The sequence below is a fragment of the Ensifer oleiphilus genome (genome assembly GCF_013371465.1).
GTDB lineage: Bacteria > Pseudomonadota > Alphaproteobacteria > Rhizobiales > Rhizobiaceae > Ensifer > Ensifer oleiphilus.
Genome location: NZ_JABWDU010000001.1, coordinates 1,042,427 through 1,057,170, shown reverse-complemented (window position 1 = coordinate 1,057,170; position 14,744 = coordinate 1,042,427). Strand labels below are relative to the sequence as shown.

Here is a 14,744-nt window from a genome sequence, read left to right as displayed (position 1 = left end):
TGGACCGACTTTTCTGACGTGCTAGGTTGGCGCCCATGATCTCTGCCGACAACCTCTCCCCCGGCCAACTCGCCGCCCTGCTCGCCTTCCATGCGGATGCGGGCGTCGAGTGGTTGATGGAGGAGGAGCCGGTCGATCGCTTGGCCGAGTTCGAGGCGATGAAGGCCGCGCGATCCGAATCGCGCCAGCAGGCGAGTGCGAGCCAGCCGCCGGCCCGTTCGGAGGCTGCGCCTCCAACGCGGCAACCGGCCAGCGCAGCCGGTGGCCACGCCCGCGAATCCCGCGCGCCTGCGCCCACCGCAAATGCCCCGGCGGTCGCCATTCCGGATGCCCAGGCCGTCAAGGAAGCGCAGTTTGCCGCCGAATCGGCACGCTCGCTTGCCGAGCTGCGGCTCGCCATGGAAGGCTTCGTCGGCTGCAATCTCAGAAACAGCGCCCGCAATCTCGTCTTTGCAGAAGGCGACCCGTCGAACGGCGTCATGATCGTCGGTCCCATGCCCTATGCGGACGACGATCGCGACGGCCAGCCCTTCTCGGGCCGGCTTGGCGACATGCTCAACCGCATGCTCGCCGGCATCGGATTGTCGCGCGAGGGCGTCCTGCTCAGCAATGTCGTGCCGTGGCGCCCGCCTGGCAACCGCGTGCCGACCGCGCGCGAAGCCGATATCTGCCGCCCCTTCATCGAGCGCCAGGTTGCGCTCGCCGAGCCCAAGCACCTGTTGCTGCTCGGCAATTTCACAGCGCGCTTCTTCTTCGGGGGCAGCGATACCATCCACCATCTGCGCGGCGAATGGCGCGACCTGCAGATGGGCGGACACACGGTCCAAACCCTTGCGACCCTGCACCCGCAGGACCTGGTGTCAGCGCCGATCAACAAGCGTTTTGCCTGGCAGGATATGCTTGCCTTCAAGGCCCGTATCAACGGCTGACGGCCGGCCTCCCCTTTCATGAACAAAGTGTGAAGAAAGCCATGCGGTTTGCGCATATCTGCGCAGCGTTCTGATGCATTGCAAAATCCATGTTGCAGCGCAATATATCGGAACGGGAGGAATGGAATAAGGAACAAGAACCATGACTGCCCGCTTTCGCCCGATCCACAGCAGCTTCGAGACGCTCCGTCACACGGGCGCTGCTCTGCGGACGCCGTTCAACCGTTTCGGCACGGCAGCCAACGAGCAGATGACTGCAATCGGCCTTGCCCGGACCACGCGTCCGTCGCAGCTTTTCGCCGACTTCATCCAGCGCTGATCCCCACGCGGTGCGCCGAGGCGTGCCCGCGTGAATGAGACGACGCAAAGACCAAGGAACACGATCATGACGAAGCCCATCGCAAGCCTCAGGGTCCTGTTCGATTCGATCGCCGATATCGGCACAGCCGTTCGTGCCTCGCGGGAATTCACCGCGCTCAGCACGACCAAGGACGCCCGCCGCGCCCATCGCTCGGCAATCAGCCCGCTGTTGCCGAACTGATAGCGCCACGGGGGACGGACCGTTACCGTCTTTTTGCTATCGGCTGTCGCAATCGACAGCGCCTTGAAAACTGGATAGAGCCACACTCGTTTCGAGTTTGAAGCGATCGGTCCATCCGGCATCACCGCCTGACTGCCCTCGCTCCACATCGCGCCTTCGTTGCCAGCCATCCGGTTGGTCAACTCGGCGCGTATTTGTTTTCAGGAGCGCCGATGCTGGCCAGTCTCGCTTCCGTCCTCAGCCTGATGTTGTCCACCCTGTTGATGATGGTGGCCTTCGGTCTTCAGAGCTATGTCATCCCGGTCCGATCCGTCGCCGAGAACTGGTCGACACTGACGGTTTCGGTCATTGCCACCGGCTACACGGTCGGCTTCACGCTCTCCTGCATCATTACGCCGAAGTTCGTGTTGCGTGTCGGCCATGTCCGCGTCTTCACCGCACTGATCACCCTGCTTTCGATTGCCATCCTGCTGTGCGGCCTTGTCGTCGACTGGCGTCTCTGGATCGTCTTTCGCGCCATCTCCGGCTTTGCCATTTCCGGCAGCTATCTCGTCATCGAAAGCTGGCTCAACGAAAGGGTAACCAACGAGAACCGCGGCATGCTGTTTTCGCTCTACCTGATCACCACGATGGTCGGCACCATCGGCGGGCAATACATGGTGCCGCTCGGAGACCCGACCAACACGTCGCTCTTCATCCTGTGCGGCGTGCTGTTCTCATTGGCGCTGCTGCCGACGGCGCTGTCCTCGTCGCCGATGCCGGCACCACCGGCACAGGCGCGGTTCGACATTCCCGGGCTGTTTCGCCGCTCGCCGGTGGCCGTGGTCGGCGGCTTTCTCGCAGGCGCCCTTTCGGGCGCCTGGCTCAACCTCGGCGGCGTGTTCACACAGAAAATCGGCCTGTCGACGGCCGAAGGCGCCACCTTGCTGGCGTCGCTTTTGACCGGCAGTGCCATTTCGCAGATCCCGATCGGCCGCGCCTCCGATCGCATCGACCGGCGCATTGTCATGGCCGGCTGCGGCATTGTCGGCGTGATCTCCTGCCTGGTGATGTCCGCGTCCATCGGCAGCAGCCCGACGGTGCTCTATGTCATCGCCGCCTTCGTCGGCTCGGTGCTGTTCCCGATCTATGCGCTCAACGTCGCGCATGCCAACGACCTCGCCAAACCGGACGAATATGTCGAGATCTCCTCAGGCCTGATGATCACCTACGGCCTTGGCACGATCTCCGGCCCGCTAATGGTCGGGCCCGTGATGGACCGTTTCGGACCGGCCGCCCTGTTCATCGTGCTTGCGTTCTACTTCGCTCTCTATGGAGGTTATGCCGCCTGGCGCATCCTGCGGCGCGGCCAGCACGAGGGACTGGTCGCCAAGACCGACTTCCAGGCGACCACGGTGGTGCCGACACCGGGACCAGACGTCACAAGCCCGACCGCGCAGCAGGCATCGCAGGACGGGCTGATCGCGGACGACACGGTGCCGGCCTGGGAACGCCAGCCTGAATAGGCGCGAGCGTCAGCCCTGCGGCGTGACGTGCTTGCGCGCGCCCTTGCGCTCCAATCCAAGACGATGTTCGCGCAGGATGATGAAGATGCCGGCGCCGACGACGATGGCGGTGCCGATCAGCATCGTTCCCGTTGGAATGTCTTCGAATAGAAAGTAGCCGATGATCAGGCCGAGCACGATCGACGTGTATTCGAACGGCGCGATCGTCGACATGTCCGCATGGCGGTAACTTTCGGTCAACAGGAGCTGCGCCACGCCGCCGCAAAAACCGGCGACCATCAGCAAGAGGAACGCCTCCTGCGAGATGCTCGGCCAGCCGAACGGCAGGGTGGCCAGAGAAAAGACCGAGGCTGAGAGCGAGAAGTAGAGCACGATCGTGTGGGTGCGCTCGGCCTTTACCAGCTTGCGCACCAGCACCATGGCGATCGCGCCGAGGGCCGCCGAAAGCAGGACCGCCGCCGCCCCGAGCGCCTCGGATGATCCCAGACCACCATCGCGAAACAGCGTCAGCCGCGGCCAGGTGATGATCATGACGCCGACCAGGCCGATGACGACAGCAGACCAGCGGTAGAGCCGGACGGTCTCGCCGAGAAAGATCGCGGCAAAGGCAACCGCGATCAACGGCATCGCATAGCCGATGGCGATGGCTTCGGGCAGCGGCAAATGCACAAGACCGTAAAATCCGAAACTCATCGCCAGGATGCCGACGAAGCCGCGTGCGATGTGGCTACCAATATCCTTCGTCTTGAAAGCATCGCGCAACTGCCCGCGAAAGGCGAGATAACCGAGGATCGGCACCATGGCGAAGGCGGATCGATAGAAGGTGATCTGGCCGGTGGCGATATCGGTTCCCGCGGCCTTGATCAGGGTCGACATGCAAACGAAAATGACGACCGAAAGGACCTTGAGCAGGATCCCTTTCATCGGGTTTTCGACTTCGGCATCCATGGAAAGCACTTTTCGGGCCTGCGCGGGCAAGGACCGCAGCGGCGACAGTTTGGGAGATTTGGGTGAGGAGCTCACCGGAGAACCGTGTCACTGTAGCCGTGCTGCCCGCGAAAGTCGGATCAAACTTCTTGATGACTTGTGTTTTTTCTTGATGAATTCGCAGTCGTTGCGGCAACCGCAAAGATTTCTTTAGCGAGGTCGAAAAAAACCTTTCCGGTTTATTTCTTGTTAGTCCCACTTCGATACACGTCAAAGCGATAAGGGAGCGGGAAGAATACCGGACACCATGTCTTTTCTGCCGGAAGTGCGGTCGCCGGCATCACAATCGTGTGGCATATCCGGCTTTTCGCCCTTTGGCCTTTTCACCATCACAAGCGCCCTCTACAAATCCACCAGTAGCAAGGCGCGAGCGGGACTGACCATGCGGACAAATACTGGCCAGATCATTCATCTGGAAGACTACCGGCCGACCGACTTCGTTCTTGAAAGAGTGGATCTGACCTTCGAACTCGACCCGAAGGAAACGAAGGTCGAAGCGCGGCTGATCCTGCACAGGCGGGAAGGCGTGGACGCATCGGCTCCCCTGGTGCTCGACGGCGACGAACTCGTCATGACTGGCCTGCTCGTCGACCAGGAAGAGCTTGCAGCGGCCCTCTACGACGTGACAGACGACACGCTGACGATCCGCGGCCTGCCCGAGACCGCACCGTTCGAAGTGACCATCACCACGATGCTCTCGCCCGAGACCAACACCAAGCTGATGGGTCTCTACCGCACCAACAGCGTCTATTGCACGCAGTGCGAGGCGGAAGGCTTCCGCCGCATCACCTACTTCCCGGATCGTCCCGATGTTCTTGCCGTCTATACGGTCAACATCATCGCCGACAAGAAATCCGCTCCGCTGCTGCTCTCCAACGGCAACTATCTCGGCGGCGCCGACATGGGCGACGGCCGGCACTTTGCCGCCTGGTTCGATCCGCACCCGAAGCCCAGCTATCTCTTCGCGCTGGTTGCCGGCGATCTCGGCGTGGTCGAAGACACGTTCACCACGCTGTCCGGCCGCGAAGTCGCGCTGAAGATCTACGTCGAACATGGCAAGGAGCCGCGCGCGTCCTACGCCATGGATGCGCTGAAACGCTCGATGAAGTGGGACGAGGAGGTCTTCGGCCGCGAATACGATCTCGATATCTTCATGATCGTCGCTGTCTCCGACTTCAACATGGGCGCCATGGAGAACAAGGGCCTTAACGTCTTCAACGACAAGTACGTGCTGGCCGACCCGGAAACGGCGACGGACGCCGACTACGCCAACATCGAAGCGATCATCGCCCACGAATACTTCCACAACTGGACCGGCAACCGCATCACCTGCCGCGACTGGTTCCAGCTCTGCCTCAAGGAAGGCCTGACGGTTTATCGCGACCACGAATTTTCCGCCGACATGCGCTCGCGCGCCGTCAAGCGCATTGCCGAGGTCCGGCACCTGAAATCGGAACAGTTCCCGGAGGATGCAGGCCCCCTCGCCCATCCGGTCCGGCCGACCAAATACCGCGAAATCAATAACTTCTACACGACAACCGTCTATGAGAAGGGCTCCGAGGTCACCCGGATGCTCGCCACCCTTCTGGGTCGCGACCTGTTCAAGAAGGGCATGGACCTCTACTTCGACCGCCACGACGGCCAGGCAGTTACGATCGAGGATTTCGTCGCCTGCTTCGCTGAGGTCAGCGGCCGCGATCTCGGCCAGTTTTCGCTCTGGTATCACCAGGCGGGAACACCGCTGGTGACCGCCTCCGGCGCCTATGACGCCGCCAAGCAGACCTTCACTCTGTCGCTCGAACAGACCCTGCCGCCGACGCCGGGGCAGAGCGCCAAGGAGCCGATGCATATTCCGTTGCGCATGGGCCTGCTGCTCGATAACGGTGCGGAAGCCGACCTTTCGAGCGTGTCGGGCGCCGATATCACCGGCGACGTGCTCCATCTCACGGAGCGCAAGCAGACGGTGGTGTTCTCCGGCATCACCTCGCGCCCGGTTCCATCGTTCAACCGCGGCTTTTCTGCCCCGATCAACCTGCATATCGAGCAGTCCGACGACGATCTGGCGCTGATCGCCCGGCACGAGAGCGATCTCTTCGCTCGCTGGCAGGCCCTCAACGCCATTGCGCTTGCCAATCTGGTATCAGCGACGGCCGACGTTCGTGCTGGCAAATCCGTCACTGTCGAAAGAGCCCTCATCGATGGCCTTATCGGCGCGGCCGCCGACGACAGGCTGGAGCCGGCATTCCGCTCGCAGGCGCTGTCGCTGCCGAGCGAAGCCGACATCGCCCGCGAGATCGGCGCCGACAACGATCCTGACGCTATCCATGCCGCCCGGCAGCAGGTCCTCAAGGCGATCGCCGTTGCCGGTCGCGAGACCTTCCTTCGGCTTGCGGACGAAATGGCCTCAAAGGCTGCCTTCAGCCCGGACGCGGAAAGTGCGGGACGCCGCGCTCTGCGCAATGCCGCCCTCACCTATCTCGTCCATGGCGAAGACAAGCCGGCGCGGGCGGCCGAAGCCTTCGCGGCCGCCGACAACATGACCGACCTCAGCCATGCGCTGGCACTGCTTGCGCACCGGTTCCCGGACGCAACCGAGACGGCGCAAGCGCTGGCGACGTTCCGTCAGCGGTTTGCCGACAATGCGCTCGTCATCGACAAGTGGTTTGCGGTTCAGGCGACGATCCCGGGCGCCGGCACGCTCGATCGCATCAAGACCCTGATGACGGAGCCGCTTTTCAATGGCAACAACCCGAACCGCGTGCGGTCGCTCGTTGGCAGCTATGCCTTCGCCAATCCGACAGGCTTCAACCGCGCCGACGGCGAGGGTTATCGTTTCCTCGCCAAGCAGATCCTCGACATCGATCCGCGCAACCCGCAACTCGCAGCGCGCATCCTGACCTCGATGCGTTCCTGGCGCTCGCTCGAAGACGTGCGCGCCGGCCACGCCCGCAATGCGTTGAAGGAAATTGCAAGCGCAACCAAGCTTTCAGCCGATGTCAGCGACATCGTCGAGCGTATGCTCAAGGCCTGAAAAGCCTGGGAAAAACAGCTGCTATCGAGGGGCCGGGCCGCTTGTGCGACCCGGCCTATTATTTTCCAACGATAAGAAATGGTTAAGAAATCTTTACCCTTTCCTCTGGACAAGGCGAATCGCCCTGTGATTCATTGAGTCAGATTCGGGCGAGCGGCGCGGCGAATCATCAGAGGGTTACACATTGGGTAAGATGGCGGACGCGCGACCAGCGAGCGCAGCCGACGGGCGGTTGCGACTCAGGTTTCCAGGCTTTGGCAGCCTGGACCGCGAGTTCATCTCGCAGGCGAAGATTTTCGCCGAGCCGACGTCGCAGCGTCTGGCGAGTGCTGAGCCTATTCTCAAGCGTTCCATCCCGATCCTCATCATCGCGTTCCTGATCATCGTCGCCGTGTCACGCATGTCCGGCATCATGGACGAGCACAGCCGGATGGAGGACAGCTCACGCCAGACCGTCGGGCTCGCAGCCGCCACCGCTGTCGCAGCATTTCAGGCCGATGGCATGACGCTGTTCGACGAGGGCCGCCGTTTTGATGCCGAGCAGCGTCTGACGCAGTATTTGCCCGCGGCCATGCTCGATCCCGGCATGTTCCTTCTCACCGTGCGCAAGGACGGCCGGATCTTCGCAAGCACGCCGGATGGCGTGCCGCTGATCGGTCGGACGCTTGCCTCTGTCGCACCCGATATCGCCACGCTGCAGTATTACGGCGAGCATTCCAGCGTCATGAAGACGGCGATCGACGGCATCGACCATATCGTCGCGCTCGCGCAGTTGCCCGAAGCAGCGGGCGTCATCCTGGCGGCAACGCCGGTCACCCAGCTGGAAACGGCGTGGCGCGACGAGGTTTCGCTGAACGTGACGCTGTTTGCCGGCATTTCGGCGATCCTCCTGGTGGTGCTTTACGCCTACTACATCCAGGCCAAGCGTGCTCGCGACGCCGACTCGGTGTTTGTCGAATCCAACCTGCGGGTGGAGACCGCGCTGTCGCGCGGCCGATGTGGTCTGTGGGATTTCGATCTTGCCAACCGTCGGCTGTTCTGGTCGCGATCGATGTATGAAATGCTGGGGATGCCCGGCGAAAGCAGCGTGCTTTCCTTCGGCGATGCCGCAAGGCTGATGCATCCCGACGATCGCGGCATCTACGGCGTTGCCCGTACGATCGCCCGCGGCGATGTGCGCCAGATCGACCAGGTGTTCCGCATGCGCCATGCGGACGGCCACTATGTCTGGCTGCGCGCCCGCGCCGAGATCATTCGAACTGTGTCCGGCCGCGCCCATCTCATCGGCATTGCCATGGACGTCACCGAACAGCATCGGTTGGCGCAGCGCTATGCGGAAGCCGACCAGCGCCTGGCCGATGCCATCGAATGCACGTCCGAGGCCTTCGTGCTCTGGGACAAGCAGGATCGGCTGGTCATGTGCAACACGCACTATCAGGAAGCCTACAAGCTGCCGGACCATGTGCTGGTGCCGGGCACGGAGCGCATCGCCGTTCATGCGGCAGCAGCCCGCCCGGTGGTGGAGCGCCGCATCGCGGATCCGGATCGAAGCAACCATTCTCAGACGACCGAGGTGCAGCTTGCCGACGAGCGCTGGCTGCAGATCAACGAACGGCGCACGCGCGACGGCGGTCTCGTTTCTGTTGGCACCGACATCACGCTTCTGAAGCGCCACCAGGTGCGGCTGCGCGAATCCGAGCGCCGGCTGATGGCGACAATCGGCGATCTCTCGGCTTCGCGGATGACCCTGGAACGACAGAAGACCGAACTGTCGATCGCCAACGCCAACTACCAGGCAGAAAAAGAGCGGGCCGAGGCAGCAAACCGCGCCAAGTCGGAATTCCTGGCCAACATGTCCCATGAGCTGAGGACGCCGCTCAACGCCATTCTCGGTTTTTCCGAAATCCTGCAGACCCAGATGTTCGGACCGCTCGGCTCGGAGAAGTATGACGAGTACTCGCGCGACATCCACGAGAGCGGTAAACACCTCTTGAACGTCATCAACGACATCCTCGACATGTCGAAGATCGAAGCCGGTCACATGCGCATCAGCCGCGAGACGATCGATCTCGCACCGCTGATTGAGGAGACGATACGTTTCACCACAATCCCGGCGCAGCAGAAGAACATCCATGTCGTGCAGCATATCGCTTCGGGCCTGACCGTGGTCGCGGATCGACGGGCGATGAAGCAGGTGTTGCTCAATCTCCTGTCGAACGCGGTCAAGTTCACCAATGAAGGCGGGCGCATTTCGTTGCGCGCCCGCAAGGTCACCGGCGCGGTGACGCTGACGATTGCAGACTCCGGCATCGGCATACCGCGCGACGCCCTGCAGAAGATCGGCCAGCCTTTCGAGCAGGTGCAGAGCCAGTACGCCAAGAGCAAGGGCGGCTCCGGCCTCGGACTGGCGATCTCGCGCTCTTTGACGCGCCTTCACGGCGGAACGATGAAGATCCATTCCGCCGAGAATGTCGGCACCATCATTTCTCTGCGCATGCCAGATCGCAACAGCGACCCACAGCCCTACGCCGAAACCACCGACTGAAAAATACGCCTGACAGACTTCGACAGCCGCTTGATATCGGCCTCCAGCGTCTTCAGGTCGGGATAGTCACCCGCCCGGCAGACAAGGTCGACGAGGCCGGCCGGCGCTTCCTTGGGGTCGAACTCTCCCTCGATGCACAGCCGCACGATCTGCGACAGCTCGGTGAAGAGGCTCAGCGCCTCCATCGTGGTATCGACATCGTTCGGATTCATCATCGCGCCGCCAAGCACCTTCAGGGCATCGGCCGTGTGAGCGCCGGCTGCAAGCGGTGGTACGCCCTTGGCGGGTGCGATCAGCGCCAGATACTGGGCGATGAACTCGATATCGACGAGACCGCCGGGGATTAGCTTGAAATCCCAGATGTCGCTTGGCGGCTTCTCGCTGTCGATCATCTCGCGCATCGAAATCACGTCGGCGCTGATCTTGGCGACATCGCGCTTCTGGCCGAGCACTTCGGCGAAGATGGCGTCGGCTTGTTTCTTCAGGCTGTCGTCACCGCAGATGCAGCGCGCCCGGGTCAACGCCAGATGCTCCCAGGTCCAGGCCTCTTCGCGCTGATACTTGGCAAAGGCGTTGATGCGGGTGGCGACCGGGCCCTTGTTGCCGGAGGGCCGGAGCCGCATGTCGACCTCATAGAGCACGCCCTCGGCCGTCGGCGCCGAGAGCGCTGCGATCAGGCGCTGGGTCAGCCGGGTGAAGTAGCGCGTCGGATCGAGCGGCTTGCCGCCGTCCGATTCCGCGGCGGCGTCGTCATAGTCGTAGAGCAGGATCAGGTCGACGTCGGAGCCCGCCGTCAGTTCGTGACTGCCGAGCTTCCCCATACCGACGACGACAATGCGCCCACCCGGAAAATCACCGTGGACCGAGCGCACCTCTGCAAGCACCGCGTCCACCGCCGCAGCGATGATCAGGTCGGCAAGATCGGTAAAGGCGCGGCCCGCCTGGGCGCCAGAGATAGAACCGGTCAGCAGGCGAATGCCGATCAGGAAACGCTGTTCTGCAGCGATGATGCGCAGACGGTCGAGCACTTCTTCATAGTGACGGGCGCCGGCAACGAAGTTGGCGATGCGCGGCGCCAGATAGTCCCTGGTCGGCAACTCCGCCAGGAGGCCGGGATCGAGCATGCCGTCAAACACATGCGGCCGCGCCGCGATGATCTCGGCCAGCCGCGGCGCCGAGGACATAATGTTGACGATCAGCGACAGGAGCCGCGGATTGTTGCCGAGCAGCGAAAACAGCTGGATGCCGGCCGGCAGGCCTGAAATGAAGTGATCGAAACGCAGGAGCGCCTCATCGGCCCGCCGGCTCTCGCCGAAAACGCGCAGGAGCTGCGGCGTCAGTTCCGTCAGCCGCTCGCGCGCCTCCACCGACTGCGTCGCGCGGTAGCGGCCGTAATGCCAAGTGCGGATCGTGTGCGAGATGTCGGACGGCCGCTGGAAACCGAGTTTCCTTAGGGTCTCGAGCGTATCGGGATCGTCGCGCTGGCCGGTGAAGACGAGGTTGCCGGTCTCGCTCGAAAGCTTCGCCTCCTGCTCGAAGAGCTGGGCGTAGCGCCGCTCGACTGTGCGCAGGACCTTGGACAGCGCCTTGGAAAAGCTGGCCGTATCCTCGAAACCGAGCATGAAGGCGATGCGCTTCAACTCAGCCTCGGTCTCCGGCAAGACATGAGTCTGTTCGTCGCGCACCATCTGGATCCGGTGTTCGACATCGCGCAGGAACCAGTAGGCTTCGACCAGTTCGTCCGCCGTCGTCTCGTCGATCCAGCCGGCCTTGACCAGCGCATGCAGCATCGGCTCCGTCGCCTTCAGCCGCAGCTCGGGCATGCGCCCGCCGGCGATCAGCTGCTGGGTCTGAACGAAGAACTCGATCTCGCGGATGCCGCCACGACCGAGCTTGATATTGTGACCTTTCACCGCAATCTCGCCGTGACCCTTGTGCGCGTGGATCTGCCGTTTGATCGAATGGATGTCGGAGATTGCCGCGTAGTCGAGATACTTGCGGAAGACGAACGGCGTCAGTTCCTTCAAAAATGCATCGCCGGCAGCGACGTCCCCGGCAACGGGACGCGCCTTGATGAAGGCGGCGCGCTCCCAGTTCTGCCCCCTGCTTTCGTAATAGAGCATGGCCGCCTCGACCGGGATCGCGAGTGGTGTCGAGCCGGGATCCGGGCGCAGGCGCAAGTCGGTGCGAAAGACGTAGCCGTCGCCAGTGCGCTCCTGGAGGATGCGAATGAGGCGTCGCAGCAACCGGCCGAAGGTCTCTGAGGCGTCATCGCGATCGACGACGATGCCGGACTGCGGATCGTAGAACACCACGAGATCGATGTCGGAGGAGTAGTTGAGCTCGAAGGCGCCGAGCTTGCCCATGCCGAGAACGACGACGCCGGAGCCGGCGCTTGGCGCAGTGACGTCCTTGAGTGCAAGCTTGCCGGCTTGATGGCCGCTCAGCAACAGATGATCGATCGTTGCAGAAACCGCGGCACCGGCAAATTCGCTCAGCCAGCGCGTCGTCTCGCGACCATCGAAATGCCGGGAGAGGTCCGCCAGCGCTACGGCAAAAGCAAGCTCTCGCTTGGCCTTTCGAAGTCGCGTCATGACCTCGGTATCGGGCAACGCGACGCCCGGCTCAGCCGGCACCCAGGCGTCCCGAGCCCGCCGAACCCGCTCGGTCAGAAATTCTTGCAGCGGTTCGGTCAGGATCTGTTCGAGTATGCCGGGCTGGCTGCCGCCGGTGTCGCGCAGGAACGGCGACAAGGCAAAGGCAGAGACGATAAAGGCCTTGAACGGTGTTTCGGACGCTAGCAGTCGGCTGATCTGGTCATGCCCCTTGGCCATGTCCTTCAGCACCGACAGCGCGGATTTGGCGTCGGCCTGGCTTGCCGGTTTGATCGGCGCCGTCTCCATGCCCCACCAGTGCCCTGCCATCGTGTCCTGCATGCCGTTTCCCCCTGTTCTCCGCAAACCGGTCTATCAGGTCGCGGACGCCGGGAAAACCATATGTACCGTCAGTCCCTTGCCGTTATCGCCGCCCTCAGGATCGGTTGCGGCCAGATTCAATGCGCCATGGTGCATCTCCATCACGGCCTCCACAAGCGACAGTCCGAGGCCGGTACCCGGCTTGGAACGGCTCTCGTCCAACCGGACGAACCGCTTGACGACTTCCTCGCGCTTGTCTTCGGGAACGCCCGGGCCGTGGTCGGCAACCGAAAGAACGACCTTGCCATCGCGCCTGCCGAGCGAGACCTTGATCAGCGGATCGGCGCCGCCTTCAGCGTACTTGATTGCGTTGTCCAGGAGGTTGCCGAGCGCCTGGCCGACAAGCTCGCGGTTGCCGGAAATGACCATGCCCGGCGCGACATCCGCTTCGAGCCGCAGGCCGACATCTTCCGCGACCGGCTCATAGAGCTCAACGCAGTCCGACACGATCTGCGAAAGGTCGACCTCGCTCATCTCGGCGGCGGCCGAGCCCGCTTCGACACGCGAAATCATCAGAAGCGCATTGAAGGTGCGGATCAGCTGGTCCGACTCGCCGATGATTTCTTCAAGCGCACCGCGCTGACTTGTGCCCTTGCGCGCCAGGGCCGCTTCCGCCTTGTTGCGCAGCCGCGTCAGCGGCGTCTTCAAGTCGTGGGCGATGTTGTCCGAGACCTGGCGCAGGCCTTCGTTCAGCTTCTCGATGCGCCCGAGCATTGCGTTCAATGATTCGGAAAGCCGGTCGAATTCGTCGCCGGAGCCGCTCGTCGGCAGACGCTGCGACAGGTCGCCCGCCATGATCTTGGTGCTCGCCTCCGACATGCGGTCGATGCGCTTCAGCGCATTGCGGCCGATGGCAAACCAGATAATAAGCGCGCCAAGGCCCATAATGCCGAGCGCCACCATCAACGCCTGGCGCACCAGGGCACGGAACTTCTGCGGTTCCTGAAGGTCACGGCCGACGAGGATGCGAAGACCGTTGTCGAGCATCAGCACGTGGGCGAGCGCCACGTGGCTGTCCTTGCGGCTCTCGTCGGTATAGCGCTGATAGGCGAACGGCTTCTCCGTCCAGCCTTCGCGATCGAGAAGGCCTGGCTCAAGGCTCGCCACATTGCCGGCAAGGATTTCGCCGCTCGGCCCGGCGATTACATAGAGATTGGCACCAGGCTGGCGCGCGCGTCTCTCAAGCGAGCGCAAGAGACCATTGATCCCGGCGCGAGTATAGACCTGCTCGATCTGCGTCACCTCGGCGGTCACCGCGTCGCGTGTCTGCTGCTGCAACAGACGCTCGGACATGCCGGTGACGTAAAAGACCAGAAAGGCGGCGCAGAGCGAAAAGAGGATGAGGTAAAGCGCGGACAACCGGACGGCTGTCGTCCGGAACAGGACGCCGAGCTTGCTCATGCGCTGGCGGTCCGGTCATCCTTGATCATATAGCCGGCGCCGCGCACGGTCCGAAGCAGCGGCAGGTCAAAGTCCTTCTCGATCTTCGAGCGCAGCCGCGAAACGTGCACGTCGATGACATTGGTCTGCGGATCGAAGTGATAGTCCCAGACGTTTTCGAGCAGCATGGTTCTGGTCACGACCTGGCCGGCATTCTTCATCAGATATTCGAGCAGCCGGAACTCGCGCGGCTGCAGCGGGATTTCCTTGCCCTGGCGACGAACCGAGTGCGAAAGGCGGTCAAGCTCGAGATCGCCGACCCGGTAGACCATGTCCTGATCCGGCGCGCCCTTGCGGCGGCCAAGCACTTCGACGCGCGCGAGAAGCTCGTTGAAGGCATAGGGTTTCGGCAGATAGTCGTCACCGCCGGCACGAAGACCAGTCACCCGATCATCGACCTGTCCGAGCGCCGACAGGATGAGCACCGGCGTGTGAATACCCTTGCCGCGCAGCTCAGTGATGACCGACAGGCCATCGCGGCGCGGCAACATGCGGTCAACGACGAGAACATCGTAGCTGTTTTCGCTGGCCATGAAGAGACCGCTTTCGCCGTCGCTCGCATGGTCGCAGACAATGCCCGCTTCCCGGAACGCCTTTGCGAGATAGGCAGCAGCCTCGATATCGTCTTCAATGATAAGAATCTTCATACGCGTGACCATAGTCCCGGACCTCTGTCTGTCTCAACCGGTTTCGAGTTTTCTGATAACCGGAATGGCGATCACTTCGCCCCAAACGGCGAGCGCCGCGAAATCGCTCGGATATCGCGGCGCCCCGGTCATTCATTCGCTGCC

The 14,744-nt window shown here is 62.6% G+C and carries 10 protein-coding genes; 6 read left to right on the top strand and 4 right to left on the bottom strand.

The genetic code is table 11. The annotated features are described in order from the left end of the window. Positions 1–35 precede the first annotated feature (35 nt). The 4 genes from HT585_RS05100 (at position 36) to HT585_RS05085 (ending at position 2,975) form a co-directional block, all read left to right on the top strand. On the top strand, positions 36–929 hold the full coding sequence (locus tag HT585_RS05100; protein WP_176351887.1) for a uracil-DNA glycosylase: 894 nt from the start codon (positions 36–38) through the stop codon (positions 927–929). 142 nt (positions 930–1,071) lie between these two features. Next, positions 1,072–1,248 (top strand): hypothetical protein, encoded by a 177-nt coding sequence (locus HT585_RS05095; RefSeq protein ID WP_112807130.1) that lies wholly within the window; start codon positions 1,072–1,074, stop codon positions 1,246–1,248. A 66-nt stretch (positions 1,249–1,314) separates the two neighbouring features. Further along, a complete protein-coding gene (locus tag HT585_RS05090) occupies positions 1,315–1,470 on the top strand; it encodes a hypothetical protein (protein ID WP_176351886.1) in 156 nt (51 codons plus the stop codon). Between the two features lie 212 nt (positions 1,471–1,682). Continuing rightward, a complete protein-coding gene (locus HT585_RS05085) occupies positions 1,683–2,975 on the top strand; it encodes an MFS transporter (protein WP_176351885.1) in 1,293 nt (430 codons plus the stop codon). 9 nt (positions 2,976–2,984) lie between these two features. On the opposite strand, the gene HT585_RS05080 is transcribed toward HT585_RS05085, so the two are convergent. After that, positions 2,985–3,923, bottom strand: coding sequence for a DMT family transporter (locus tag HT585_RS05080; protein ID WP_176351884.1), 939 nt, complete (start codon positions 3,921–3,923; stop codon positions 2,985–2,987). A gap of 421 nt (positions 3,924–4,344) precedes the next feature. On the opposite strand from HT585_RS05080, the gene pepN reads away from it, so the two are divergent. Then, entirely contained in the window at positions 4,345–6,993 is a 2,649-nt protein-coding gene (gene pepN / locus HT585_RS05075; RefSeq protein WP_176351883.1) for an aminopeptidase N, read from the top strand. 184 nt (positions 6,994–7,177) lie between these two features. Further along, positions 7,178–9,538 (top strand): PAS domain-containing sensor histidine kinase, encoded by a 2,361-nt coding sequence (locus HT585_RS05070; RefSeq protein WP_176351882.1) that lies wholly within the window; start codon positions 7,178–7,180, stop codon positions 9,536–9,538. Here the strand turns inward: HT585_RS05070 and HT585_RS05065 are convergent. From HT585_RS05065 to HT585_RS05055, 3 genes are read right to left on the bottom strand one after another with little or no spacing between them, the layout of a single operon-like run. Continuing rightward, the gene (locus HT585_RS05065; protein WP_176351881.1) at positions 9,517–12,474 is read right to left on the bottom strand and encodes a bifunctional [glutamine synthetase] adenylyltransferase/[glutamine synthetase]-adenylyl-L-tyrosine phosphorylase; all 2,958 of its coding nucleotides are present in this window, start codon (positions 12,472–12,474) and stop codon (positions 9,517–9,519) included. The genes HT585_RS05070 and HT585_RS05065 overlap by 22 nt on opposite strands. A gap of 33 nt (positions 12,475–12,507) precedes the next feature. Continuing rightward, a complete protein-coding gene (locus tag HT585_RS05060) occupies positions 12,508–13,914 on the bottom strand; it encodes a sensor histidine kinase (protein ID WP_176351880.1) in 1,407 nt (468 codons plus the stop codon). Further along, complete coding sequence (locus tag HT585_RS05055; RefSeq protein ID WP_176351879.1) at positions 13,911–14,612, bottom strand: response regulator transcription factor; 702 nt, start codon at positions 14,610–14,612, stop codon at positions 13,911–13,913. The genes HT585_RS05060 and HT585_RS05055 overlap by 4 nt, the downstream gene beginning before the upstream one ends. Positions 14,613–14,744: the final 132 nt, after the last annotated feature.